We start from the raw sequence: 25,900 nt of genomic DNA, 5'->3' as shown, positions 1-25,900 counted from the left end.
CTTAATCCTAATAAATTAAACGTGATATTATGACCACCATCAAAGAAAATGACAGGTTCGAATGCAAAGTAGTGAACATTATTGACAACCTGAAACAGTGGAAAGGAGTTACCGTCGAAGATGTGAATTCCGGAGGCAGAGTATACTTTGCGAAGGTCAAGGCAGAAGGCTTCAACGTAAACATTGGAGATTCACTTTTCATAGGCGTAAAGGAGCTGCCTTATGGATTAGAGGAAATGTCCATGGAAGTTCACCTCTATGATGAAGACGATAACGAGCTTGACTGGACCATATTATGATAATGATCCAGCAACCTACCTTTTTTATTTGTTAATTAAATTATAACTTAATTTGCTGTTTGGCCCATTAAACCTGCCACTAACTCATTGATACGCATAATAAGCAATTCATTCATTCATTCATTCATTCATTCATTCATCGATCCACTTGATCTTGTAAGTGTGACTAAGACCCTTTTCACCAGGAACCTCTATTTCAGCAACCTTGTGCTTAATCAACGTATCCACACAACCCTGATAGAACAGATCAACAGGGCCTTGCCACTCCCTGCGTATTGAATCCATATCGAAAAAGCGGAGTATATTAACCACCCCCAATAGACTACCATACTCAGAATTCGAAGGCAACATCTCTGGCATCAGATCGAAGACAGGTTCAGTACTAAGCTCGAACCATTCATGATTAATAATAATATTCCACAGGTCTGCGGAATTCTCCTGTGCATATAATGCCTCTATTGCATAATTCATATTGATGCCCAGTTTCTTTTCCACAGAGACTTTACGAGGAACAAGGTCCTTTTTACGAGTCTGATCATAACGAAAAGTTTCAGGGTATCGAAACATCTGGCCAAGTTTCATCTTTTCAGAAATGATACTGTTAATATCATGCTCCACTTGTTTTGGCCTTGCAAAATTAAGTGCTATGGCCTGGTCAATACGGTTCAAAGGTATTTCATGATCATCTTGCGCAAGCCGTACTGCAGTATTACAGACCTTAGTAGTAATTTTATCGATGCCCCGGGACATCAGGACATCCTCGCCCTTCAGGGAAGCTATCTTCATTATCACATCATTGAACTCACTTATGTGATAGGGATCAATTACCTCTTTTCCACCTAGATTATGAGACTTGCAAGTATGTCGTTCATCTGACATGGCACCACCAACCATTACAAGTAATAGTTTGGGTGCCTGAACTTAAAAGAGTTGTGTAATGCAGAAAATAAAAGGAATCGAAGCTTATTCATCCCTTATAGGGAACTTCGATGGACATCAGGTCTTCTGCAATTATAACATCTTCAAATATTGCTTTTGCATCGTTCAGCAAAGGAGAAACATCATCTGAATACCTTGAACTGACATGTGTCAGCACCAGTTTCTTTACACCCGCCCTCTTTGCCAGTGCTGCAGCCTCACCTGCGGTGGAATGTTTTGCTTCCTTTGCCCATTCGAGCTTTTCGTCAGCAAGCGTTCCATCATGTATTAAAAGGTCAGCATCCTCACTCGCTTCCAGGATATCCCTGCAGGGTCTCGTATCACCGCTGTATATAATAGTCCTTCCTGGCCGGGATTCACCCACCACATCTTCGGAACTTATGACCTTGCCATCAACCTCCACATCCTCCCCTTTATGGAGTTTTGAAAAGAGAGGTCCTATCGGAACACCAAGTTCCATAGCTTTTTTCCGGTCGAACTTTCCCGGCCTCGGATCTTCCACCAGGGCATACCCAATGCTACGTACGTTGTGATCTGTCTGTAAAGCAACGACAGAATAACCATCCCGCTTTACAACATCACCGCGCTCCATTCTGACAGCCTTTATCTCGAACTTCAGCTTGTAGTAGCCAAGAGCCGAAAGCAACTTTACGAACTCTTCCACCCATTCAGGACCATATATGGTGAGTGGTTCGGTCCTCCCCTGGAAGGACATGGTCTGTACAAGACCGGGTATGCCGAGAATATGATCTGCATGGAAATGCGTGATAAATATAGAGGAGAGGTTCATCATCCCTGTCTTTGCACGCATCATCTGCTGCTGAGCACCTTCCCCACAGTCGAACATGATAAGTTCCCCGTCCCTGTTGACCATGATCGCGGAAGGATTGCGGTTCTTAGTGGGTAAAGAACCACCGGTACCTAAAAATGTTACAAGAAGCATGTATTAATGATTATGCGATAAAATTATTTATCTTTTATCACATTTGAACCCATTAATAGATACTTGCTGATAGATAACTTGCGACAGATCAGAGCGGCTCGAAAAGTTCATATAGAATCCTATTAGTAAAGGAAGTCCATTAACCGATTATATATGATAGAAATTCATATCACTATTAATTAATAAGAGGATAAATTTATGCAATTTCAGGGAAGATCAAAAAGGAAATACACAGGAGCAAAGATCAAATCATCACGCGGCAAGAGGAAATACGAACTCGGGCGTGAACCTGCAGAAACACATGTTGCTGACACAAAGAGGAAGAACATCTCAACACGTGGCGGAAACAGAAAGGTAAGGCTCCTGCAGAGCAACACTGCAAACGTCACAAACCCTGCAGATGGAAAGACAGTTGTTTCAGCTATCGAAACAGTTGTTGACAACACTGCAAACGAGCACTACATCAGACGTAACACCATCACAAAGGGCTCAGTAATCAAGACCGCAGCTGGCAATGCTATTGTCACAAGCCGCCCTGGACAGGATGGCGTGGTCAACGCAGTATTGATCGAGTAATATTACTTGATCAACTTTTTTTAAACCCAGGATGTTTCAGGTATGGATGAGCAAACACGCAACATACTGGAGATCCTTGAAGAAGACGCAAGGATCGTACCAGAAGAGATCGCATCACTCACCGGCATGACCGTTGAGGAAGTGAGCCAGAAGATAGAGTATCTTGAGAAAGCGAAGATCATTCGCAAATACAAGACCATCATCGACTGGGAACTGGCAGGCGAGAACTATGTTTATGCCATAATTGAGCTTAAGGTTCAACTGGAACGCAAACTGGGATATCAGGCAATTGCCGAGAGGCTTTACAAGTTCCCGGAAGTACGCTCAGTAAGACTACTTTCCGGAGAACATGACATTTCAATTACAGTGCGCGGCAATTCCATGAAACAGGTCGCATTCTTCGTAGCGGAGAAGATCGCGACATTGGACCAGGTCCAGAGCACTGCCACCCACTTTGTTCTGAAAACCTACAAGGAAAATGGGCTGATTCTGGATGAGCCAGATCAGGTCAAGAGACTTGCAGTCTCCCCATAATACTTTTTTATTCTGACCTGCTTTCCCCATTCATAATGGAGGCATCTATCTTGAGAACACAATGTAACCCCTCCCGGTTTGTATCGAACAGTATGCAAAAAGTACCCCCATCGGGTATTCGAAAGTTCTTCGACATGGCGTCAGACAGCGAAGACGTCATATCCCTTGGAGTTGGAGAACCTGATTATGTGACACCATGGCACATAAGGGAAGCGTGCATACACTCAATCGAACATGGGGAAACATCATACACCTCTAACTATGGCCTTATGGAGCTTCGTGAAGAGATCTCAAGGTCATACACAAAAAGGCACAATGTATACTATGACCCAAACGACGAGATACTTGTCACCACAGGTGTAAGTGAAGCACTTGACCTTGCGATACGGGCAATCACAAATCCTGGTGATGAGATCATCGTAGTACAGCCATCATATGTGGCTTACGTGCCCTCCATAATATTCGCAGGCGGAGTTCCTGTTACCATTGGTGCAAAAGGAGTGAATGATTTCAGTATCACAGCCGAAGAGATAGAAGCTGCTATTACGAACAAAACAAAAGCAGTCATCATAAACTATCCCAATAATCCTACCGGCGCCACAATGGACAGAGATGAACTGGAAGCCATTGCAGATGTCATTGTAGAACATGATATTATGATGATATCAGATGACGTCTACGAGAGACTTACCTACGAGGGAAAGCATACATGTTTTTCAGCCCTTGAAGGAATGCGTGACCGGACCATCATGCTGAACGGATTCTCAAAGGCATATGCAATGACAGGATTCAGGATGGCATATGCAATGGCAGCCCCGGAGATCATCAATTCGATGATGCTGATCCACCAGTATTCCATGCTCTGCGCCCCAATAACAGCACAGGTTGGTGCTATCGAAGCACTTCGCAACGGAGAGGAAGAAGTTAGCAAAATGGTCCGGGAGTACGACAGGCGCAGGAAGCTCATCGTTGGAGGATTGAACGATATAGGACTGGATTGCTTCAACCCAAAAGGAGCATTCTATGCATTCCCATCCATCAAGAGCACAGGGCTGACATCTGACGAATTTGCAGAAAGGCTGCTTCAAGAGCAGAACGTTGTTACAATCCCAGGAGATATCTTCGGAGATACCGGAGCAGGATTCCTTCGCTGTGCCTATGCAGCATCAAGGGAAGATATCAAGGAAGCTATTGACAGGATAGGCACATTTGTAGACGGATTATGATAGCCTTATTTTGCGTGTACCATGAAGTCGATTGACTTCATGTTGTAGACGTTAGCTTCATTTTATTTTTCAATCACCCCAATTTACAACACGACAAGCTTGGTTGAACCGTGTTATATAAAAATTGTATTTACTTATTAATAAAATGTTTTATGAAATGCTGTTACAATTGCCATCAGCTTGATTCATATTCCAATTCTCACACATAACCATACCAATTCTTTTTGGAAAATGTTTGTAAAAATCTCTTGTGAAATATGCATTACTTTCACATTGCATACTTTACTTTTATATACAACATTGTCATTTTCTTTGACGGGGAATTAACATCGTACAATATAGTGTTGCTAAAGATGAAGATGGGATATTTTGGCACATAGCCAGTGTTCCATTAACAAACAGACCAAAGTTCACATGTCCTGAATGCGATTCAACCATGATTTCAGCAAAGGGAAATAAAAATGAACATCACTTCAGGCATCTTGTCAAAGTTGACCATGTCAGCGAAACCCCACTACATCAGGACACAAAATGGTTATTCTATCAAAAAATAAAAGATTGCCTTGACAAAAATACCTCATTCCCATTGGTTTTTGAGTGTCCCGATTATGGGAAGGAATACACTCGAATTGCATATGGTATACCGGAATCTACCTCACAAAAGACCAAATATTCTCCCCACCTTCGTAAGAATCCATTCACTGAACAAAGAGAATTCACTCATAATGTGGTTAATGGAGCTTCACGAATTGAAGTAGAAAAAGCGGTGGATGGCTTCATTCCAGACCTATCATTGTATGATGAAGCAGGTAATGTAGTAACAGCAATCGAAATTGTTCACAAACATGAAGACTCCGAGGAAAAGAGTGAATACTATTTGCAAAATGGAATTGATGTAATCTATATAAACGTAGATAATGAAGACGATTTGCTCGATTATCATAAAGGCAAATATTCAAAAATAACATTCAGCCTGTACCGCAATGGTTGCAACGTGCACGTCCTTACAACTTCAAGGATGCTAATGGAAAATTTGCATTTACGTGAAAAGATTTTTCAAGCTGATTTAAATGCCGCTTTATATTCTTTGTTTTCAGAACTTGACAGATGCAATGAAAGAACCGTATTCGAAAAAATAGAGCTGAAACGTCGCCTTGCTCGGCAAAAAGAAGATGAAATCAAAAGACAACAAGAGCAGAAAAGGCAGATAAGACTTGCAGAAGAACAAAAGCGACTTAAAGAAGAACGCTTGTTGAGAGAAGAAGAACAAAAGCGGCTTCGAACAGAATATCAATTGAGAGATGAACAGAGAACAACTGAAATAGAAGCTAAAAAACAGAAACTACTGGCTTTGGGAACAAAAGGCATTTGCTTTGATTGTGGAAACGAAGGTCACAACATTTCAGTAATACCTGTTACAGAAATTGATTCACGATTTGAAATTAGCATCTATCGTTGTGCTAAATGTTACAGCAAATATGTTTTCGGAAAATCTGATGATAAATTGAAAAGAGCCATCAGTGAGATTGTATCGAATTAATTCATATGAGTTCCACTTTCTGTACAATAAATTAATAGGTGACATATAGCATGGATAATTTTTCACATTCAGCACTTGAGAATCTTTCAAAAATAATTGGTGACAAGTACACTGGTTCTGAAATTACTGAATTCTTTCACAAGATTGGATATAATGATATTCAACATGATGGAACAACGAAATGGCGATTTGTGTATGATAGATTAAAAGATATACAGAACACAAATGGCTATTTTGCAATTGCAAAAGTGATTGAACAGCTTTGCAGTCCTGAAGAATTTATCCAGGATAAAGATGGTTTTTCCAGATTATTGGAGCAGGTCAATGAAATACTAAGTTATTACAAACTAAGAGTTAACGATAATGGGAAAATTATTAAAGATTCAAGCATTGAACCTAAACTGCAATCAAAGGTCACAGAAGATGCTAAATTATTCAATTCTCGACATTATCATCCTGAAATAAAAAAGCATGCATTTAAGCTCTTTAATGAAGGGCGATATTTTCACGCCGTCTTTGAATGTTGTAAAGCATTTGATAAATATGTCAGTGAAAAAGCTGATACTGATAAACATGGTTCCAAATTAATGACTGAGGCTCTTTCACTTAAGGGATGCCTGAAGCTCAATGCACAACAAACAGAAACAGAACGTAATGAACAACAGGGATTAATGCATCTTTGTGCTGGACTCATGAGTGCAATACGAAATCCGCAAGGTCATGAACCAGAGCTTCACTGGAAAATGACGCGTGAAGATGCATTGGATGTTCTTAGTTTAATGAGTTATCTATATCGTCAAATTGAATCTACAGTTGTCTTTCAGAAGGGAGATATATGAGTCCCACAATTGACTCGAAATAATGATATTCTATTGATGTACTATCTCTGCCTATAAGGGAGCTTCAAATTGTCACTAACAAAATCGTTGAACAACAGGGAACGAGGATATGAGTTTTCTGCTACTGAATATGATTTAATTTTCGAAAATGAAGATATTGGTTTTGTCAGATATGATAAAAGAAGCCGTAGACGATTTTATCTCGACCCATCGCCTTTTCTCAAAACTCCTAAAAACGAAGTATATGTGATAGAAAATGGAGATTTTCCAAAAGAAGGGGAATGTGTAAAGGTTGCTTCATATGAATCTGAACATAAAGTACTCGGAACAAGAACATCTTTTAGAAAACTGAATGTCAAATATGTCAGTCGTTGGGACAAAATAAGTCCAAACAAATTTATCCATAGGGAATCGCTTGACCCTGAAGAGTATATTGAATATTTCAAGATTCCATTCATGCATACTGAAGATTACATTGAACCACTTTCATTTTGTCTTGCTCTCTGTACAATGTCGTCACCAGTAATCGGTTCTAATGGAAAGGGCGGAATTGATTCTGCTGTTCTCACAGCTAAGAAAAAACATTGGAATGAGTTCAAACGGTTGATGCAAGTGATACCACCTGATTTTAAAAAGACTAAATCAGAGTACTATTTTAACCAATTAGATACAGAAAAAAAACTAAATCCGTCCAGAAGCAAAGAAGTGAACCTTTCAGTAAGTAATCCTAAAGAACTTTCTGTCCATGTTCCAATGGCATTAGTAGAAGAAATTGAGTTTAAAAAACCATTACAATATAAAGAAACTCTTTATTATGAAGCTCCATTAATGCGTGCAAAAATGTTAGATGCTTTGCTTTTCGAACCTGAAATATCTGAAAAGACAAATAAGCACGTAAGAGATAAAATCTATGAAGTAAGGGATGCTTTTGTTGCTGCAAATGCTGTTAATTACAGTCAAGACATTGGCACTACTCCTTCTAAAATAAGCTCTGCTTTTGCGAGATTAAAATTTAAAGATAAAGTAGCACCAGAATATGTTGATGAATGTGTAGATTTATGGATGGATATGTTTCACTATTCATCAAGAATTGATATTCCAAACCTATCACGTTCTGGAAAAGATAAATTATCAGCAGAAGCCCAAAGAGCATATGATGAACTTAAAGATACTTTTGGCACAAGGGTATCGTTTTCTATTGCTGAAGTTCCAAAACATGTGACCATCGACCACTGGCTTATTGAATACGCTATAGATGAACTTAAAAGAAAAGGTGCAGCCTATTCGCCAACAAATGATGTAGTGGAAATATTAGATTATTGAAGGTGACATAATTGGATAGAGATATTTTCATAAATAAGATTGAAGGTTACACTTATTTTGAACTTGTATCGGAATATAATTTTCTGAACACAAAGAAGATGCATCTGGAAGATAATATTGACTATCTAAAAGAAAATAGTTTTGTGGAAGAACTGTCAGCAGCATTAGATGCTATGAGAAAAATTGATGATAATCTGGCTGTAATAAAAGATAGGTTATAATTTAATATTTTTGTTTATGTACCCCTTTATCGAAGTATTATTTTATACAGAGCTGATAACCCTTGTCGAAGTTTAACCCCTTCATCGAAGTATTATTCATATATATACTTTAAATAGACCTCCATCGAAGTATTCATTTTGTATATAAATGAACAGACCCCTTCATCGAAGTTTATCAATGACACCCCTTTGTCGAAGTATTATTTTTTATGAAGTCAATGTTTTGGAGAAAGTGTGAAGTTCCAATTAAATAGTTCTGGTTTATTTCATTGAAATTTTTGTGCATGCATCAACATATTTTCGATAAAATCTTATAGCATGTAGATACTTCATCAACAAAATAGAAGGTGTGCTATAAAATGATTAATCCAGACAAACCAATTAAATCAAGTGATGATGATGCTCTTGGAAGGAAAGGTGTTGCTAAGGCATTAGGTGATGCATTATTAGTAGACTCAAGCAAAGAATGTCATGTAATAGGTATTTATGGAAAATGGGGGTCTGGAAAAACATCATTTATCAACATGGCTTTGGAACACGTTGAAGAAAAAGCATCAAATTTAGATAATAACGAAAAACCAATTATCATAAATTTTAATCCTTGGAATTTTTCGAATCAAAATCAATTGATAGAGCAGTTTTTTAAGCAATTATCGAATACTTTTGAGAAAGTAGATTATAGTGTTTTGTTGAAAACTGCTGGGAAATTGCTGAGAACATATTCAAAAATCATTTCACCATTATCATATGTTCCAGGAATTAGTGCATTTGCATCAATTACTTCAACAGCATCAGAAGCTGTTGCTGATGGTACTGATGCTGCGAGTAATTATCTTGAAAAGGGTTTAGAAGAAACAAAAGAGGAAATCTCCAAAAATTTACGTGAACTTGATGCTCGCATAATTGTTGTGATTGATGATATTGACCGGTTGAATAAGGTTGAAATTAGACAAATATTCCAACTTGTTAAGTCTATAGCTGATTTTCCAAACACTACATATATTCTAACTTTTGATAGAGAAGTTGTTGCAAAAGCTCTGGTAGCTGAACAATGTGGGAATGGAAATCAATATCTGGAAAAAATAATACAGGTTCCTTTTGAATTACCAGACTATTCAATGCAGGAATATGAAACACTGTTATTTGAGCAACTTGATAAGATTATTAAAAGTAATCCACACGTTGATTTTGACAGAGTATATTGGGGCAATGTCTATCATAGTGGTTTCAAATACTTCTTTAAAAATATAAGAGATATAAACCGATATATTAACGTTTTAACCTTTAATTATGAAATAATAAAAGAAGAAGTAAATGTCATTGATTTCATTGCAATAACTGCAATTCAGGTATTTTTACCGGAAGTTTATCACGGAATTAAATCTAACAAACATGTTTTTGCGGGTATAATGCTGCGTCAAGCCGAATCACAAAGAGATGTGCATAAGCGAATCTGTGATGAAATAATTGAGGAAACTGATGATGAGTCTAAAAAGTTCCTGAAAGAATATATGACAGTATTATTCCCAAAAATTACTTCTCTCTATGAAATTCATAGTCATGATGGCAGTTTTTTGGATAGATGGAGAAAGAATCGCCGTGTATGCAGTGATGATGTTTTTGATAGATATTTCAAGTTTGCTCTATCAGAAGGAAAGTTATCACAGTCTGAAATAAATACGCTTTGCAATACAGATGATGTTGCCGAAATTTCCAAATTCATTGAAGAAATCATCGAAGATAATAAGCTTTTAGATTTCCTCAAGGTATTCCCCGATTACACTGACAAAATACCTGCTGATAACATTGAAAGCTTAGTTAATGCAATTATGGAAGTTGGCGATTCATTCCCTGAAGATGAATCTATATTTTATGGGACTTCGTTGAAGATTCATTGGATTATTTCTTCACTACTTGAGCAAATTGAAACTCAAGAAGAACGATTTAATATTTTAGAAAGGAGCATCAATAATACACATAATAGTCTATACACATTTGTATGGGAAATTGATTTACAAAACGAAAAACATGGCAAGTATGACTATAAAGAACCTGATATTCCTGAAGAACAACAACTGATAAATTTAGAACAACTTCAAAGGTTGGAAAAGTTAGCTTGTGATAAAATTCGAAGATGGGCAGAAAATGGAACTTTAATAGAATCCACTCACATATATACTATTCTTATCCTGTGGAAACAATGGAATAGTGATTATCCACATGAAGAGTTCATGCAAAACATAGTTTCAAATGACGTTGCATTGCCAAAGCTAATAGCAAGCATGATGACAAAGAGCTATAGCCATACTATTACAAATTATTTATCGGAAGTTACCGATAAGATTAATGTTGATGCATTGAAAGAAATTACAGGGCTGGATAATATAAAAGAAAGGATAATACTGATAAAAGAATCTTCAAATTATATCCTTTTAAATAAGAAAGAAAAACATGCTCTTGAAGTTTGCTTGGAAGAAATTGGAAAAATGAGCAAACCAACACCCGATTATGAAGAGTGATAATTTCATTCTTCATTATTTCAAAACCATTGTTCGAAGTATTCCCCATCCCATCAGATATTTCATATTTGTGTACTGGAAATGAATGAGAACTGATTTTCATTTTTTAAGCTTATGAATGTTTCTTTTGCACTTTCGTGAAGGGGTCGTTTTCATAAAAGTGCAAAATCCCACAAGGAACATTATACTTGGAATTCAAAATACAAATAATATCAAATGTATTTTATATGTTAAAGCCATACTTCAGATGGAAATTAATGTCAACACAAAAAATATCAGAATATCCAAATTGGAAATATCTAGCATCAATAGTTCTTTTTGCATTGATTGTGTCCCATCCACTTTTCGCGTATTCTGTTACTGAAAATGATAAGATTGAATCTCAAATGATGGATGAATCTGTGATTATTATCAACCAGTCAGCTAACAATTCTGAAAAAGCTGAGATGATAATTCAGTGGGAACAAGAACAATTTAATTTCCCTGCTGCTAATCATTTTAATTCAAACAATTACCGCTATTACCTGCGAGATTACATTCCCCTACCTGGCTATTATCTGTATATTAATAGAGCCAATTGTGGAGAACTTGCCCTTGTTTTTGAATATATGGCGAATATAACAAGTGTACCATACAGGCAAATTGTAACCGAAGACATGTTAAATCCAGTATCAATGAGAAGAAACAATCATCGTTTCTCCGAAGTTCAGTTAGAAAATGACAGTTGGATGATTGCTGATGTTGGTTTTAATCTGTATCCACCAAAAAGCAGCAAGTATGAATTTACCGAGAATAGAGGATATCTGGTAGGACATGTCGCTATTAAGAACGATGATGGAACCTTCACTGACTGCACACCTTCATATGTAAAAAACACCAGCAAAATAATTGTTAATGCAAAAAGAGATGGTATTCCATCAAGTAATGCTGACATTGAAGTTGAACTGCTGTATAATGATACAAAAAAACCTGTAATTGGTAATAATATTAAGTATAAAACTGATGAGCAGGGGACATTGGAGCTGAATTTAGGTTCCTACGACGAATGTAGTTATGTTGTTACTGTGAAGGATGGATTCTATAAGAACAGCACCACATTTGTTCCAAATGAAGACGTAAGTTCCATAGAAATTGAAGTGGACAAGTGGAATATTGATAGTGCAGTTATTGTTGTTTTATTCCTTGTTTCAATTGTAATGTATTCTTCATTGAAATTTGGCAACTTCATAGGGGAAATGCTGGTAAAAAAAAGAAAGCAATGATTAATCTTTCATTTACACTAAAGTAGAAAATGTGAATATTTAGTGTTTAGCATTTAGATGACGTTTTCTCCCTTCTTCAGTATGAAATGCCTTATTGCATATACAACAATAGAATGTTTTCCTCTTCTTCTTCTTTTCTTTTACATTTTCATTATCTTTCTCTTTTTTATTAGTAGAATCTAAGGATACTTGAAACTCTGGTGATACTTCAAATGATTTACAAATAGCATTAGATTTGACCTTTGCTTCCTTCAATGAACACAATTCATAATCAAAACTAGTATAATAAGAACAACTTTTACAACTATAGGTACGGTCATCGAGGTAAGACCTAATTTGTCCAATCCCAATTGTGTATAAACCTTTACTTAAATTATATTTTAAAACACCATAAGGAATGTTTTTCATTTTGCTATAAACTGTAGTTGCAGCTGGTGGTTCCCAATCATCATAAATAGGAATTTCAGAGATGCCAATATCCTTTGATATTGGTTTATCGAGTTTTGTTTTCTTTTTTTCAGAAAGGATGGTGCCAACATCAATTTGTTTTTTTGATTTTGAGTCTGTAACAACCTTCTGAAGCTGAAGTAAACTATGACATTTGTTACAAAACAAATTCGTATCTGGATATTTTATTTCACATTTGTTGCATATCTTCATTTTTAACTACACACACCAATTTTAGTTATATGTAAATTAAATTACTGATGGGTTATAATATTATTATTGTATATATTATTTCTGAAAATATTTTCAAATTTAAAGAGAGCGATTTCATGGAACAAATTATCAAATTTATGCACAAATTCTTGGGTGATGATTCCGAATTCACAGATAAAGAATTGGAAACATACAAGCTTGCACTTACTCACAGCAGCAACGGTTCATTAGTAAATCACAATCAGAGACTTGCATTTATAGGTGATTCTGTCCTTCGTTTGATAATCCGTGAACATCTCTATGAACAACATCCTGATTGGGCAAAAGGTCAGCTCTCTGATAAGGCAAAAGGCACAGAAACAAAACTTGGCATTGAACAGGATGAGAACTTTGCACCAATTGCCATAGAATTAAAAGTTCTCGAATATATGGACATTCAGAATCAAACATTTGAAGTGGATGACATAACACCTAATGCTGAAGCATTTGAAGCCCTATTCGGTGCTGTTTATCTTACAAGGGGTCTTGGTGAAGCAAAGCGTCTGGCAAAAATGTACGTTTTAAAGGAATGAGGTGGCATCATGGGACAAACGCCTGAAACTGGTCAAGCAGGGAATAATTTTGGACATCGTATGGGGGAACATGTTGCAAAACGTTTGGGTACACAGTTGTTAGAGACGGGAACCGGAAGTAATGAAGCAATATATGATGGAGAAAGGGTCATTCTGAAATCTGCTCATAAAAATACATCTTCCATCGGAGTTACCATTAACGTACTTGAGACCGTTCAAGCAATCATTGCAACATTTGAGGATAAAAACAAATCATCGCAAAATCTTCATCACTACACAATCTATAGAGTTTCTTTCAATTGGTACAAGGAACATATGAAACCATCAAGAGCCAATGAAAGAGCTTCACGTACTACAATGATGGTTACTCGTAGTTCCATTCGCAAGGAAGGAAAGGTTATTGGCGAATTTGAGTGTGATTTTTAATTTTACAGTGAGGATGACATGAAATCATTAAAAACTTGGGGTGGAATAAGCAATTTTAAATATGAAGGTTCAGTTGCGGATGGGACTACCATTTACTATGGTAAGAAACCTGGAATCATTAAAGTATCTTCTGAGCAATTTTCTCAATTGCTTCATCATTTTAAAGGCAAATCTGTAAACATTGGAACTTCAAGAGACAAAGCCCCTAAAGGCAGTGTCGGTAAATGGTTGCAAGAAAATGTCACAAAAACTGCAATCGCATCATATGTTGGTGCCATATTGGTTGATGAAGAATATGCTGCCAAAGGAAGCAAGAGAGGGACTATCGAATTTATTATCCAATAACTACTGAGATTTAAAAGAAGGAAATGATATGAAAATTGGCAAAATTGAAACAGTACCACTCAGAGATATGTGGGAAAATGAAGCATCAAAATTTACACCATGGCTTGCCGATAACATTGACATTCTTGGTGATGCAGTTGGAATGCGTCTTTCTTTTGATTCAAGAGAAAAAAAGATGGGGTCTGTAGAAAACCTATTAAAATCGCTATCTATAGGTTGAAAATGACAAATATATTCAGTAACGGAAAGTACTTCTTGAATTATTATATTTCTTAATTTGTGCTTGGATATTGAGGATTTCTACAGAGCCAAGATATCAAAAAGGATAAATATGAAATTATGAATAAAAGTAGATGAATCTAATGAGCGAAGAAAAAAAAGATGAAATGTTGCCCGATATACTTGGAGCCTATCCAGTTGGATACGTTCCCGATGGGGCATTGCAGCGAGGAGCACTGTATCGGATAGAAAACAATGGTATTCGGATGTATCCCCCTGGTACATCGGCATACCATCAGGGAAAAGCAAGGAAACGTTGGGAAGCAGAACGGATGGAGATATATGAAGAGCATAAGTTCGAGTGGCTTACTGCGTTTTTATCAGATACAAAATTGCCAGACATCAACGATTTGTTGAAGTTTAATCATCACCCTGCCAGCCATTCCACATATAAACAAGCTTGGTTATGGGTGTATGATAAATTTGAACATGACAAGGAAATCAAAAATAAAGCGAAATCTGAAAGGAATGTTGATTCCGTTTGGTATTTGTTTAGGGAAACGTACAAACGTCATTTTCCGTAACGATAACTCAATTTTCACATTAAATATTTGCAAACTAATCAGCAGCTGCTATTTGCAAGGACAGAATTCTTGCCGCCAGATAAGTGTAGATATTGCCTCTGACTGTGTCCACTGTACGAAATGTCCTTGAGCTATAGACGGTTTATCAGCACCACCACATCTTGTATATAAGATTCTGGAAGAAGGTTCATTTATTGATGATAAAGACGTTCAAAAAATGTGGGCAGGTCTTTTAGCTTCGAGTTGTACACCAGATGGAAAGGATGAGAGCAATCTGATATACATCGATTTATTGTCGAAATTGACCTCTTCTGAGGTTGCCTTAGTTAATTATCTATTTAATCACACAAAGAAAGGTTGGGAAAAGGACAGTTTGATTTACGCGTATAGTATTGACATTGATATGAATATTTTACAAACAATTTCTGGATTTGAAGATGTGCATGTGCAAGAAACAGACCGTATAATACGCCATTTGGAATCGCTTGGGTTAGTAACATTTACTAGTGTGAATGATACTTCTATGGCTAATCTTGATTATGATGGTTCTTTTTCTATTACGTTGACACCTACTACGTTATGTTTAAACATGTATGTAAAGTGTCAAGGCTCATCAGGTTATCCAGTTGAATATTGGCGTGAAGAGCTACCTCCGACTCCTTCACTTGATGGGTATTTTTGAACGGACTATGGGAAATGAATGATATATAAGATTATCACAAAAATCCTTTCAAATTCATTTTTTCAACCCCATTAATATTTCAAATACTTCCTTTCTTTCTTGCCAATACCATAAATTCTACTTTTTATTACAGAGGAAATGATATGTGCATATAATTTCATTTTTCACGTTTAATGCTATTGTTTTAGACTTCATTTCCTCTGTAAAATGAAGCGTTACCAGAATTGTCCATTCTGCACTTTCACAAAGGTGGTCTACAATCTGCACTTTCGCGAAGGGGTATATGTCATAAAAGTGCAAAACAACAACACTCCATTTTTCTAATCCATTTTGCACTTTCGTGAAGGGGTCGTTTTCATAAAAGTGCAAAATCCCACAAGGCATATATCAACAAAAATTAATGCTTCATTATAATGCCAGAAGATATTGAAGAACGTGTTATGGTAGATGAACCTGAAGATGATGATGAATACATTTTCACACCAGTGCTATATGGTGGTGGTAAGGTCAGGTACATCAAGGAAAACAGGAAAGAGCATAAAGAGAAACTTCAAAAATCAATCAAAGAGATTTATGAGGAACACAAGTAGCTTTTTGATTGCTTGGCAAAGGTTTGATTGTGACCGTATATTATACAATTCCTAATGTTAAGAATGTAAATTAATTGGAGTGAACATAATGGTACTGAAGACATTTGATGTGGATGAAGCCATATATGAATAGTTTTCTACCTTCTGTGAATCTCACAAAATAAATATGGATGAACAAATACAATTATTCATGGAAAGTATGATTGAAAAACCAGCAAAAAAGGAATTTTTAGAAAGACTCAATGAGATTAGAAAAGGAAATTTCATTCATATCGGTGATATGGATGATTTTGCTGAACTATATGGATTGGAATGATGAAATATTCATAAAGTACCATTCATTTTACAGAGGAAATGGTATGTGGCTATAATCTTATTTTTTACGTTTACTGCAATGCATTTAGACTTCATTTCCTCTGTAAAATGAAGTGTTGCAAATAAACATATTATTGCATTTGGTAGATTCATGTGAAATATAGTTTTTACTTCCGATGCAAAAGCATTTACACCTTCATTAAATTAAGAAATCGTTCCATTGATACCTATTATTAGAATTGACACACATTTTTATATTATCCCATAAGATAACGAAACCACACACACCATTTCCGAAGGAGAACTAAAATTTCATAATAAGTGAGAATAATATTCGAAAAAATAGAATATATAACCTTGAACAGTATGTCAAGGATATATATTTTGTTTGGATAAGGTTTTCTACAGAGCCACCTTTTTAACGAAGCCCAGTACCACGACATGCCCAGCATTTTTCTTGTACTGTTTTTCTTAGACCGCAACTATAAGCAGTTGTTTCTTGCCAATTCCAATTGTTCGCCTTAAATTTGAAAGTATGTGTGTCGCCAGGACCTATGTATGATACCTGTTGACCTTCGAACAACGATTTGGTTTCATACCATGTTGTATCCCCATATTCAGACACTACTTCATCATACCCTACTTCAAAATCCACTTCAAACATTCCCCCAACAGGGTCTAGATTTGTCACAATTATTATATATCCATCATCAGTTTCCTCTACGTCCATCTCATGATTGAAAGAGAATATTTCTGTAGGGAAAGGGTCCAAACCAGAACCATCACATTCAATACAAAATCTATCCACATTTGAATTTGAATTTGAATTCCCAGTGCAACCCGCAAATAAAATCGTGACAAGAAGTATTGCTATAATAAATATTTTCGTGTTCATTAAATCACTCAATTACATTTACTGTTTCTCTTTCATTGCATAAGCAATTTTAAGGTGCCTACTCAATGATGCAGAAATCCCACACATGTATAATACAGCTTGTACATATTAATCAATACTATATATTTTTTTTTAAAAACTTCAAAGTAATGTGGATTGTGTTGATGCGTTATTTATATCTCTATTGCAAGTAATACATTCCTATTAATTTTAAATAAAATATAAAAATTATTTGAAGTAGGTGAGATATTGATATTTGTGCAAAGAATGGGATTTTGGCACTTCTCGATTTTAAATATGTTCATACATATTAATAAATCTCAATAGTTCCCATCCCAACATTGCCACATACATAGCCAATGGAGTATCATCACTGTTTTTAACGCCATGCATCCGGTTGTATTCTCCCCGTTTCTATCAAATGTTCAATATTATCAGCATATTCCTTTTGAGATTGCAATGTTATAGTTTCAAAATCATTACCATGAACATTAAATCTTATTACATATTCACGTTCTCGACCATCTAACAAAATATAACTTTCATATCCATTATCTATTTGAGATTTAGTAAGGCGTTTAAGAGCCTTCAAATGCTTATTGACGGCAGTAGCAGATGACACCGCCATAACGGCAATATCGCCCTTATTTAGTGTTAATCTATCAACAATTGTTTGTTTTTCAGTAGTATATGGAAAATAATATTTTAATTTCTTATAACACAAATAACTGCACCGTTCACCCAAATTATCTTTAATCAAAAGCGTTCTATTAAGGGATTCGTCTGTAGGAATCTTAGATTTCCCAACAGATTTTGCCTTGTTTCCTCCAGCAGGTTTTTTATTACTACCAGGAACAATAACAAGTTTCCGTTTTTTTTCATCAATAATATCCTGCTTTTCTTCATCAGAAATAATGCCATCTTTTAATTCAGAAATCTTCATATAAGCTGATTCTAAGGAGTTTTCAATGTCACTGACATAATCATCCATATTATCATATTTCTTTCCATACAGCTCATTCTCATCAGCCTCATGACAAGTTATGGAACGACCATCAGCCACATGTTTATCCAAATCAAAAACATTCGATTTAATCCCACCAACTTCATTCCGCAATGAAGAAACAGTACTTTGCAACGAAGAATTGCTACTCTGCAATGAAGCATTTTGAGATTTAATGTTATTATATTCATCCCGCATAGCTTCACCAAGATAGGATTCAATGTCAATGCCACCAACAACGGATTGTGCAAACCGAACCATTGCATCATCATCCATATCCTGAACAATGCGTTTAAGGGAATCAAATGTTATTTTATCAACACGACTTTTCAACTTAGCAAAATAAGTATCTAATTCAAATGTAGGCTTTTCAGCATGAAATTTCCCAGTTTCCGTTATGTAATAACGGTAATTCATTCGAGTTCCGCTTTTATCAATGTAGCCTTTCGTACAAAGATTACTAAGACCTTTTTTGAAGGAAGGATAATTATCCCATTTTGAGCGTTTATATAACTCTGGAAGTTTTAAACCATTATTTTCAAGCACGGTATTAAGAATTGCATATTTCAAGGAACAATCAAATCGACGTTTTATCGTTTGCTCTGACTGCTTTTTACCTGTTTTAGTTACCACAGGTTCAACAAGTTCGCAATTGTCAACTATATGGTCTTTCATAGCCAACGCAAAATCCTCAATAATTTCATTTTGAACCATCAGTTACCACTATAATAGTAACTGCATATAAATATTATTAATAGTAATAATATATTTTCTGGTGTTTGGCAACATTTTGTAAAAAAGGAACATAGCACCGTTTTATTATCTATAATAATAAAATAGAAATGGTGCGAACAAACTGCCATTTCCATAATTAAGGTCAAACATACATTATAAAAAATCAAAGATTTCTGTGTAGTTCAAAGAATTCTACCATTTTACTGTTTAAAAAAGACTTTTATTTTGACAGTTGTTTTTGTGGCTTTAGCATATAAAGGGCAGTACTATAAATAACCCTAAATATAGTACTATAATTAGAACTATGTTAATGTGAGTGATTTTATGAAAAAGAAGAGTTATACTATTCAGGAAGATAAGGCAACAGGAAGGAATACGATTACGATTCCGTCAATGATAATGTCCTTGAAGGGATGGAAAAAGGGAACGAAGCTGGAATTTAAAGAAAACATGGGGACTATATACCTGGAAGAGGTCAAGGATTGAAAGATGAAGTTGAAAGGAAGGTGATGATAGTACAACCTTAACCTTCCTGCATCCATAGACTCATCTGTTCAGGATGAATATGTCATATCACATTTCATGCCATCTCTTTTCTATATTCGCTAAAATGAGTTTTCCTGCGTAGATAGTATGAATACGTAGAATCATCGATAAAATCCTGTAAAGGTATGGGTGGATTCACCATATCGCTAATTTTTCCCGCAAGCATCTCCCTCAAATCTACTGCACGCAACAAGTCCTTTATATCCGATATGGTCAGCTGACCTTCAAATATATCATCGCATTCATCGATAGTATATGGTTTGGGGAATATTTTCTCCAGCTTTTCCATTATGAAAAGATGGGGTGGTAACAGAGATTGTTCATGAAAATCCTCCCAGAAAGTATCATGAGTTATCTTGTCGTAATAATGGTAGTTATAAACACCCTTTACCAAGTCATATCTTAGCGCATCCATTTTAGCTTTGTGCAATTGTATCTGTTCAACTATCATTTTGTTTTTTTCATCCCAATGCTTGTGTAAAGCTTCATCATAATTTATCGTCATTATAATCAATTTTCCAAATTTTCAATTCTTTAATTTTTAATTTTAACAACTTCATGCAAGAAGTACGAATGTCTGAGGATTTCAAGGCTATCGCTATTAGTTGCTCTTGCCATCCTACAGAAGGGAAATATCCCATGATATGGAAATATTCATTCCCAGTCAGGATATCTCAACAGAAATAGCATAGTTTTTGAATATATAAGATTGATTGTTATTGTTACATGAAGGAAGATTTTACCAAATCTAATAGAAAATGGCACTCATTTCCCACATTTAACGCCGCATTTGACAAATTCACACATATTTACTATAAAGAAATTGTCAATTTCACTCTTGTTTGTAATATGTGAAAATGGTGTTGTATCCAAGGCTCAGTCGCTGATAAGGAATGGCTTTCAAAAGCTCATATTCAATTGAAATTAAACTTTTATGAGCAATAGGGTGTATGGTATGTTTCATGCTATGAAAGCTGTTATGTGGCTTCTATTTACATACAGACTTTTTTAATATTGTTTAGAAATCCAACCTAATATGAACACCAGCTATTCCAAAATATAATATATTATATGTGAAAATAGCACCTTTACCCGATGCGTTTTTTAATTTTGCCATTTCATTTTTTTGTCCAAAATCGCTATATTTCCTTCAAAAAAAACGCATCTAGTACAACTGTGTAAAACTGTCTAAAGGTGAGTAAAATATACCTTTGTACCCTATGTATCTTTTACTCACCTTTACACAGTTGTACCCGATAGTGGAAAAATTAAAAAAATTAAAAAAAATGACGAAAAATAAAAGAAAATTTGCATCGATACTCTGACTGATAGCGATTGCAATTTCAAAAATGTGCAATTTTTTATTTATGCGTCCACTGATAGCGAAGATAAGTAAAATTATGATATCAACTTGATAATTCAACTAAAAATAAATGATAGTGGAAATCTAACACCATGTTTACCGAACAAAGGAACCATTCATAATTCCTTTGTTACAAAAAAAAGAAAAGTGTCAAAATTCCATTTTAATTGAAAGCTCCCTTTCAAGCTGTTTAGGTAAGTTCTTACCAAACCAATAAATTTGTGTGTCATATTGCAATGGTCTTACCCTGTGAACTGAATTGTAAATAGCTCCAAACCAATGTGATTCAAACATTTCACGCAATTTTTCATCAATTGGAAGCATACTTGTTCCACTATCATCGAAAACAAGTTCAGGCATTGGTTCATCACCATACAAAGCTTCCCATTGTTCTTCATACCATCCTTCAGGCGGCATTGGGGTTCCAAGTACAATCAATATGTCATAATGTGCAAATTTGTTAACTCCACCACTACCATGCCACCAAAATGCATCGAGACCAAGATACTTGTACATTTTGTTAGGGTCTGCATGTTCATCATCTGTAATTAAGTGCTTGTAGGTTAATATACAGATTTTTTTATCTGGATGACGTTGTTTGTTGTTATATTTGATTTTATTTATTTTTTGTATTGCTTTTTTCACATCTTTATTAATATAAGATTTGTAATACCCATTCTTCTTTTCTTTCATTATGATAAGACTATTTTTGTTTGTCTCATCTGTGTAATGATAGATTGTTTTGTGTTTATATCGTGGGAACATTTTCTGGAATTTTTCAATTTCTTTGATGAATGATTCACAGGTGAATTGCAATTTTGTATCAGTGAATATGATTTCACCGTCAAACCCCATTTGTTTGAACATAATCAGTTCATGCCATGACATTGAAAGTGAAGATATATCCAAATTTTCTAATTTTTTATTACTATTTTTAATAGATTTATCGACTTTTTCTGAAAGTTTATTGACTATTTCTAAATCATTTTTCAACTTTGTTTCAAGCGCAATATTTCTTATTTCTCCTTCCTTTTTGCGCTCTTCAAACATTTCTACTGTAATTAATCCAAATTCAAGTTCATATTTTGAACCTTCAACCAATCGATTATTACACGCCATTTCATTAGTGCAATTATCAATCAGTCGTGTTTTCCTTTTTTCATGATTTTGCTTGCTTCCTTCCAACATTTGCTTTAAATACATTTCTTCTTCATACTTTTCTTCAAGTTTGGCTTTCTTAAATGCAAAAAACATTCCAATTTGGCTAAATTTAATTTTGATTAGTGAATTGATGAATTGTCTGTCACTTTTGCTTTTATTCAATTCACACATCATTTTATTGTAATTGAAGATTGCTTCATCAAGTTCTTCGGCATCATGTAATAATTGTTCACCATCTTCACATATTATGTTTTTTACAGTCCTTCCAAAAACTGTTTCAGAAATTTGTTTTTTTAATTTTCTGTCCAATACATCAAAAACTTCTGTTTTTTTATATGAAAAACGGGGTCTTCCATTTGAATTAATGCCTTCATCAATGAACACTTTTTCAAAATCATTGAAATTAAAAATTCTCGTGTAATTTATAGGTGCTAAGACCGTTTTGCAGATTTCACCGTTTTCACCTCTTATATCTTGCCATTGCCGCCTGTATTTGCATTCTTCATTAAAACAATCCACACGTATACAAATATTTGCAGGTGGGACTTCATTATCATACAATTTTAAAACTCTCTTATATTCAGGATGCTGTTCATCTTGAAGAATTTCACAACTTCTTTTGAATCCTTCGAGGATATCAGATTCAACTTCAGGGTTTTTTTCATTGATGCGGTTATATGTTTCCTGTATCAATTGATGATTATCTCCAAGGTAGAGATATTTTTTATCAGGGTTTGATGCAATTTCATCTACAACCATTTCAGTTTTCCCAGTCCCAGGTTGACAACCGTAAAGATGATTTATACAGGTTGGATTTTCATCATGTGTCAGTACTACAAAATTTTTATCAACTGTTTCTGAAATCATGAAATCATCTCCATTCCTTTACCAAGGTGCATGGTCAACTATGGTGTTCTACGGGCTACAACTGAAATGGCACAAGGAAATGTAATACTGTGTGCTATCTTGTGGAAAAATACATTCATGAAATGGTTATTCTCAATACCAAATTTTTCATAATGAGTATTCATTGGAATTACTCCTTATTAAATTCTGAAACGGAAAGCAATTCCCAAAAACCATAACCAACAGAAATATATACAGTAGGAACTATGTTCGAATGGTTACGAACAATATTCCATCTACAATGTATAGATGAATGTTATTGGTGAGGATTTAAGGGATTCTCGCCATCCTTTTCATTTCAGGCTATGTCTCCTATTGCAGCTTCAGCAAGGACACACTTCTGATGTACCGGACTTCTTCTCCATATTGAGAGAAGGTTCAAGTTCTTTACTAAATTCTTTTCGAAATTTTTCGATATCATATACTACACCTGTAGCATCACAAAAAAGCCGGACATTATATGGAAACGCTTTAATAAGGTCTCATCATAAATCCCATTTGCTGAATGGGGAAATTTTGCAGAGATAAGCTCAATTTCCAATATATAAGTCGATGGCGTGTGTAAGAACATGCCTTCGGCTATTTGTAACGCTGTTTTATAATATTTCGTATTCAAAACCTGCATTCAGGAATTCAGTAATATACCTACTCCTTGAAATGAGTCCTCTGCTTTCATCGATGTTTTTGAGCACATCGGTTCTGATTGTCAGACTAATTCTTGTAGTTTCTTTGGTCATACTGATTCTCCCTGTAAACAGGCTTGCGCTGAATACTGTGAATACAAAATTAAAATGCTAATATATAAGATTGAGTGTGTTGTCAGCCGATTCTTCTTTTATGACATCAACATCATACAATATCAATCAAAAATTGTTCTCAGCTTGTCCTCAAATTCGATATCTCTGTTTTTCTTTAATTTGAAAGTGAATCCACAACTGGGACATTGAACCTTTACCCGATTTGGTTTTGGATTGAAAACTTTATCGTAAACCTTCTTTCTATCGTCAATAGCAAACTGTAGATATATTGCTGTAGTACCTAAATTTGAATGTCCAAGTTGTTGCTGCAAAGTTCTTATGTCCATACCGTTCTGGATGCAAAAAATTGCATGCCCATGTCTGAACTTGTGAGCAGAAATCCAAGGTAAACCTATCTTTTTTCCAATCCTTGATATGAAAGCTTTAGTGCCTTCAGTATTTGTGTTAATGATTTTATCATTCGATTTTAAGGAATATTTTTCAATGTGCACCTTTATCAAATTCAATGTTTCTTCATCAATAACTACTGTTCTTGGCTTCAGTTCTTTGGATTTTACATTCTTTCCATAAATTGCAATCAAACGGTCTTCGAACAGAACATCTTTCACACGGATTCCATGATGTGCCTTTAAGACATGAGTTCGGAAATATTTGCATTCGCTATCAATACAAGCACTATCATCCCCAACCTTACCCCATTTAGGACACATACGTTTTTTCTGGTCAAATGGTGGATACATGCACTTTGTGACAAGTCCACCTGGTGTTCCAACAATTTCAGATATTCTCGCCCCAGTAAAGAATAAAAGTCTAATTAACAACTGATAAGAACCTCTCATCACTTTCTTCAATCTCCCATTATTCTCAAAATCCTTGGCAGCTTTCTCCATTTTCAAATAATCATCATACTTCACATACTCACTTAGATTTCTCATTGGATTTGAAGGCATAATTTCACCTCATAGATATTGTAAGGCGATTAAAACCCAAAATAAAGCATTAACTACCTTTAATAGACAAAATAAAGCATTAAATTCCTTATCACAGCACAGGTTGGTGCTATCGAAGCACTTCGCAACGGAGAGGAAGAAGTTAGCAAAATGGTCCGGGAGTACGACAGGCGCAGGAAGCTCATCGTTGGAGGATTGAACGATATAGGACTGGATTGCTTCAACCCAAAAGGAGCATTCTATGCATTCCCATCCATCAAGAGCACAGGGCTGACATCTGACGAATTTGCAGAAAGGCTGCTTCAAGAGCAGAACGTTGTAACAATTCCAGGAGATATCTTCGGCGATACCGGAGCAGGATTCCTTCGCTGTGCCTATGCAGCATCAAGGGAAGATATTAAGGAAGCTATTGACAGAATAGGCATATTTGTAGACGGATTATGAAAATAATCCATCTTTTTTAAATATTATAAGAAAAACAGTTGGATCATTTAGTCCCAAGGAGCTCTTTATCAATATTCTCGACCAGGCCACTGACCTTCTCATACCACTGGTCGATATTTTCCTTGAGCATTTCCTTGACCCTCTTAGGATCAACAGCCACATATTCATAAAAATAGCCACCAATATCGATGGTCTTGGTCTCACGATAGACAAGTCCACATGATATCAGGTTCTGTAATGAGCGGTATGCAGTACTTCGTTCCCTGTTGAGATGTTCACCCAGACTTTCAGCAGTCATAGGTCCATTGGCAAGTAAGCATTTGTAGGCATCCATATCAAGTGCTTTTAAGCCTAAGATACACTTTGCCACATCGTCACATTCACAGTTAGCCCTTAACATTTCCCGAATTGATGCTGTCATTATTCACCACTTATTATTTACTGATACTTAGAAAGCACTCTTGTACAGTTTATACAAAACCATAATATTCACGTCGTTAATTATATATATAGTTTATCAGAATC

30 protein-coding genes and 1 pseudogene are annotated in these 25,900 nt (G+C 35.4%); 20 read left to right on the top strand and 11 right to left on the bottom strand.

The genetic code is table 11. The annotated features are described in order from the left end of the window. Window positions 1–29 precede the first annotated feature (29 nt). Window positions 30–299 (top strand): hypothetical protein, encoded by a 270-nt coding sequence (locus LI82_RS04000; protein WP_048193642.1) that lies wholly within the window; start codon window positions 30–32, stop codon window positions 297–299. 132 nt (window positions 300–431) lie between these two features. On the opposite strand, the gene LI82_RS03995 is transcribed toward LI82_RS04000, so the two are convergent. Continuing rightward, complete coding sequence (locus tag LI82_RS03995) at window positions 432–1,178, bottom strand: hypothetical protein (RefSeq protein ID WP_048193641.1); 747 nt, start codon at window positions 1,176–1,178, stop codon at window positions 432–434. 88 nt (window positions 1,179–1,266) lie between these two features. Next, complete coding sequence (locus LI82_RS03990) at window positions 1,267–2,181, bottom strand: ribonuclease Z (RefSeq protein ID WP_048193640.1); 915 nt, start codon at window positions 2,179–2,181, stop codon at window positions 1,267–1,269. A 198-nt stretch (window positions 2,182–2,379) separates the two neighbouring features. Between LI82_RS03990 and LI82_RS03985 the strand changes: the two genes are divergently transcribed. The 9 genes from LI82_RS03985 to LI82_RS03945 all read left to right on the top strand — a co-directional run bounded on the left by LI82_RS03985 (window position 2,380) and on the right by LI82_RS03945 (window position 12,221). Continuing rightward, window positions 2,380–2,757, top strand: coding sequence for a 30S ribosomal protein S8e (locus LI82_RS03985; RefSeq protein WP_048193639.1), 378 nt, complete (start codon window positions 2,380–2,382; stop codon window positions 2,755–2,757). A gap of 42 nt (window positions 2,758–2,799) precedes the next feature. Next, on the top strand, window positions 2,800–3,291 hold the full coding sequence (locus tag LI82_RS03980) for an Lrp/AsnC family transcriptional regulator (RefSeq protein WP_048193638.1): 492 nt from the start codon (window positions 2,800–2,802) through the stop codon (window positions 3,289–3,291). Between the two features lie 50 nt (window positions 3,292–3,341). Then, entirely contained in the window at window positions 3,342–4,517 is a 1,176-nt protein-coding gene (locus tag LI82_RS03975; RefSeq protein WP_048193637.1) for an aminotransferase class I/II-fold pyridoxal phosphate-dependent enzyme, read from the top strand. Between the two features lie 436 nt (window positions 4,518–4,953). Continuing rightward, window positions 4,954–6,057 carry a hypothetical protein gene (locus LI82_RS03970; RefSeq protein WP_048193636.1) on the top strand — a complete coding sequence of 368 codons (1,104 nt, stop codon included), beginning with the start codon at window positions 4,954–4,956 and terminating at the stop codon, window positions 6,055–6,057. Between the two features lie 50 nt (window positions 6,058–6,107). After that, on the top strand, window positions 6,108–6,896 hold the full coding sequence (locus tag LI82_RS12395; protein ID WP_052402713.1) for a TIGR02391 family protein: 789 nt from the start codon (window positions 6,108–6,110) through the stop codon (window positions 6,894–6,896). A 69-nt stretch (window positions 6,897–6,965) separates the two neighbouring features. Next, the gene (locus tag LI82_RS03960) at window positions 6,966–8,219 is read left to right on the top strand and encodes a hypothetical protein (protein ID WP_048193635.1); all 1,254 of its coding nucleotides are present in this window, start codon (window positions 6,966–6,968) and stop codon (window positions 8,217–8,219) included. Window positions 8,220–8,230: 11 nt separating this feature from the next. Beyond that, entirely contained in the window at window positions 8,231–8,440 is a 210-nt protein-coding gene (locus LI82_RS03955) for a hypothetical protein (RefSeq protein WP_048193634.1), read from the top strand. 359 nt (window positions 8,441–8,799) lie between these two features. After that, window positions 8,800–10,959 carry a KAP family P-loop NTPase fold protein gene (locus tag LI82_RS12390; protein ID WP_052402711.1) on the top strand — a complete coding sequence of 720 codons (2,160 nt, stop codon included), beginning with the start codon at window positions 8,800–8,802 and terminating at the stop codon, window positions 10,957–10,959. A gap of 257 nt (window positions 10,960–11,216) precedes the next feature. Next, window positions 11,217–12,221 carry a hypothetical protein gene (locus LI82_RS03945; protein ID WP_135607231.1) on the top strand — a complete coding sequence of 335 codons (1,005 nt, stop codon included), beginning with the start codon at window positions 11,217–11,219 and terminating at the stop codon, window positions 12,219–12,221. Window positions 12,222–12,260: 39 nt separating this feature from the next. On the opposite strand, the gene LI82_RS03940 is transcribed toward LI82_RS03945, so the two are convergent. Continuing rightward, a complete protein-coding gene (locus LI82_RS03940) occupies window positions 12,261–12,881 on the bottom strand; it encodes a hypothetical protein (protein ID WP_048193632.1) in 621 nt (206 codons plus the stop codon). A 47-nt stretch (window positions 12,882–12,928) separates the two neighbouring features. Between LI82_RS03940 and LI82_RS03935 the strand changes: the two genes are divergently transcribed. From LI82_RS03935 to LI82_RS12695, 8 genes are all read left to right on the top strand, one after another. Next, complete coding sequence (locus tag LI82_RS03935; RefSeq protein ID WP_081955724.1) at window positions 12,929–13,453, top strand: ribonuclease III domain-containing protein; 525 nt, start codon at window positions 12,929–12,931, stop codon at window positions 13,451–13,453. Between the two features lie 9 nt (window positions 13,454–13,462). Next, window positions 13,463–13,879 carry a hypothetical protein gene (locus LI82_RS03930; RefSeq protein WP_048193631.1) on the top strand — a complete coding sequence of 139 codons (417 nt, stop codon included), beginning with the start codon at window positions 13,463–13,465 and terminating at the stop codon, window positions 13,877–13,879. A gap of 18 nt (window positions 13,880–13,897) precedes the next feature. Continuing rightward, window positions 13,898–14,224, top strand: a complete 327-nt coding sequence (locus LI82_RS03925; RefSeq protein ID WP_048193630.1) for a hypothetical protein — start codon at window positions 13,898–13,900, stop codon at window positions 14,222–14,224. 28 nt (window positions 14,225–14,252) lie between these two features. Then, the gene (locus tag LI82_RS03920) at window positions 14,253–14,444 is read left to right on the top strand and encodes a hypothetical protein (RefSeq protein ID WP_048193629.1); all 192 of its coding nucleotides are present in this window, start codon (window positions 14,253–14,255) and stop codon (window positions 14,442–14,444) included. A 142-nt stretch (window positions 14,445–14,586) separates the two neighbouring features. Further along, the gene (locus tag LI82_RS03915; protein ID WP_135607230.1) at window positions 14,587–15,027 is read left to right on the top strand and encodes a hypothetical protein; all 441 of its coding nucleotides are present in this window, start codon (window positions 14,587–14,589) and stop codon (window positions 15,025–15,027) included. 133 nt (window positions 15,028–15,160) lie between these two features. Continuing rightward, on the top strand, window positions 15,161–15,709 hold the full coding sequence (locus LI82_RS03910) for an Abi-alpha family protein (protein WP_081955723.1): 549 nt from the start codon (window positions 15,161–15,163) through the stop codon (window positions 15,707–15,709). A 413-nt stretch (window positions 15,710–16,122) separates the two neighbouring features. Next, window positions 16,123–16,299: a hypothetical protein gene (locus tag LI82_RS13015; RefSeq protein WP_160174936.1), complete on the top strand. Its 177-nt coding sequence runs from the start codon at window positions 16,123–16,125 to the stop codon at window positions 16,297–16,299. A gap of 166 nt (window positions 16,300–16,465) precedes the next feature. Continuing rightward, a complete protein-coding gene (locus tag LI82_RS12695; protein WP_201770295.1) occupies window positions 16,466–16,615 on the top strand; it encodes a hypothetical protein in 150 nt (49 codons plus the stop codon). A 417-nt stretch (window positions 16,616–17,032) separates the two neighbouring features. On the opposite strand, the gene LI82_RS03900 is transcribed toward LI82_RS12695, so the two are convergent. Next, window positions 17,033–17,509, bottom strand: a complete 477-nt coding sequence (locus LI82_RS03900; protein WP_048193625.1) for a hypothetical protein — start codon at window positions 17,507–17,509, stop codon at window positions 17,033–17,035. Window positions 17,510–17,888: 379 nt separating this feature from the next. Next, the gene (locus LI82_RS03895; RefSeq protein ID WP_048193624.1) at window positions 17,889–19,226 is read right to left on the bottom strand and encodes a hypothetical protein; all 1,338 of its coding nucleotides are present in this window, start codon (window positions 19,224–19,226) and stop codon (window positions 17,889–17,891) included. 345 nt (window positions 19,227–19,571) lie between these two features. On the opposite strand from LI82_RS03895, the gene LI82_RS13010 reads away from it, so the two are divergent. After that, complete coding sequence (locus tag LI82_RS13010) at window positions 19,572–19,733, top strand: hypothetical protein (protein WP_160174935.1); 162 nt, start codon at window positions 19,572–19,574, stop codon at window positions 19,731–19,733. Between the two features lie 94 nt (window positions 19,734–19,827). Here the strand turns inward: LI82_RS13010 and LI82_RS03890 are convergent, their stop codons facing one another. The 5 genes from LI82_RS03890 to LI82_RS03875 form a co-directional block, all read right to left on the bottom strand. Further along, entirely contained in the window at window positions 19,828–20,298 is a 471-nt protein-coding gene (locus tag LI82_RS03890) for a hypothetical protein (RefSeq protein WP_048193623.1), read from the bottom strand. 1,008 nt (window positions 20,299–21,306) lie between these two features. Next, window positions 21,307–23,184 carry a hypothetical protein gene (locus LI82_RS03880; RefSeq protein WP_048193621.1) on the bottom strand — a complete coding sequence of 626 codons (1,878 nt, stop codon included), beginning with the start codon at window positions 23,182–23,184 and terminating at the stop codon, window positions 21,307–21,309. Between the two features lie 337 nt (window positions 23,185–23,521). Then, window positions 23,522–23,644 carry a hypothetical protein gene (locus tag LI82_RS13545; RefSeq protein WP_269078508.1) on the bottom strand — a complete coding sequence of 41 codons (123 nt, stop codon included), beginning with the start codon at window positions 23,642–23,644 and terminating at the stop codon, window positions 23,522–23,524. A 175-nt stretch (window positions 23,645–23,819) separates the two neighbouring features. Then, complete coding sequence (locus tag LI82_RS13005; RefSeq protein WP_160174934.1) at window positions 23,820–23,960, bottom strand: hypothetical protein; 141 nt, start codon at window positions 23,958–23,960, stop codon at window positions 23,820–23,822. Window positions 23,961–24,082: 122 nt separating this feature from the next. Next, on the bottom strand, window positions 24,083–24,931 hold the full coding sequence (locus LI82_RS03875; protein WP_048193620.1) for a tyrosine-type recombinase/integrase: 849 nt from the start codon (window positions 24,929–24,931) through the stop codon (window positions 24,083–24,085). 90 nt (window positions 24,932–25,021) lie between these two features. Here LI82_RS03875 and LI82_RS03870 point away from each other — a divergent pair. Further along, window positions 25,022–25,375 (top strand): annotated as a pseudogene (locus tag LI82_RS03870) (aminotransferase class I/II-fold pyridoxal phosphate-dependent enzyme); the annotation flags it as partial. Window positions 25,376–25,418: 43 nt separating this feature from the next. Here LI82_RS03870 and LI82_RS03865 read toward each other — a convergent pair. Continuing rightward, complete coding sequence (locus LI82_RS03865; RefSeq protein ID WP_048193618.1) at window positions 25,419–25,796, bottom strand: helix-turn-helix domain-containing protein; 378 nt, start codon at window positions 25,794–25,796, stop codon at window positions 25,419–25,421. Between the last annotated feature and the right edge of the window lie 104 nt (window positions 25,797–25,900).

This window comes from Methanococcoides methylutens, from assembly GCF_000765475.1.
GTDB classification, from domain to species: domain Archaea; phylum Halobacteriota; class Methanosarcinia; order Methanosarcinales; family Methanosarcinaceae; genus Methanococcoides; species Methanococcoides methylutens.
The sequence above is the reverse complement of the archived record's forward strand: the minus strand, read 5'-3'. Positions and strand labels throughout refer to the sequence as shown.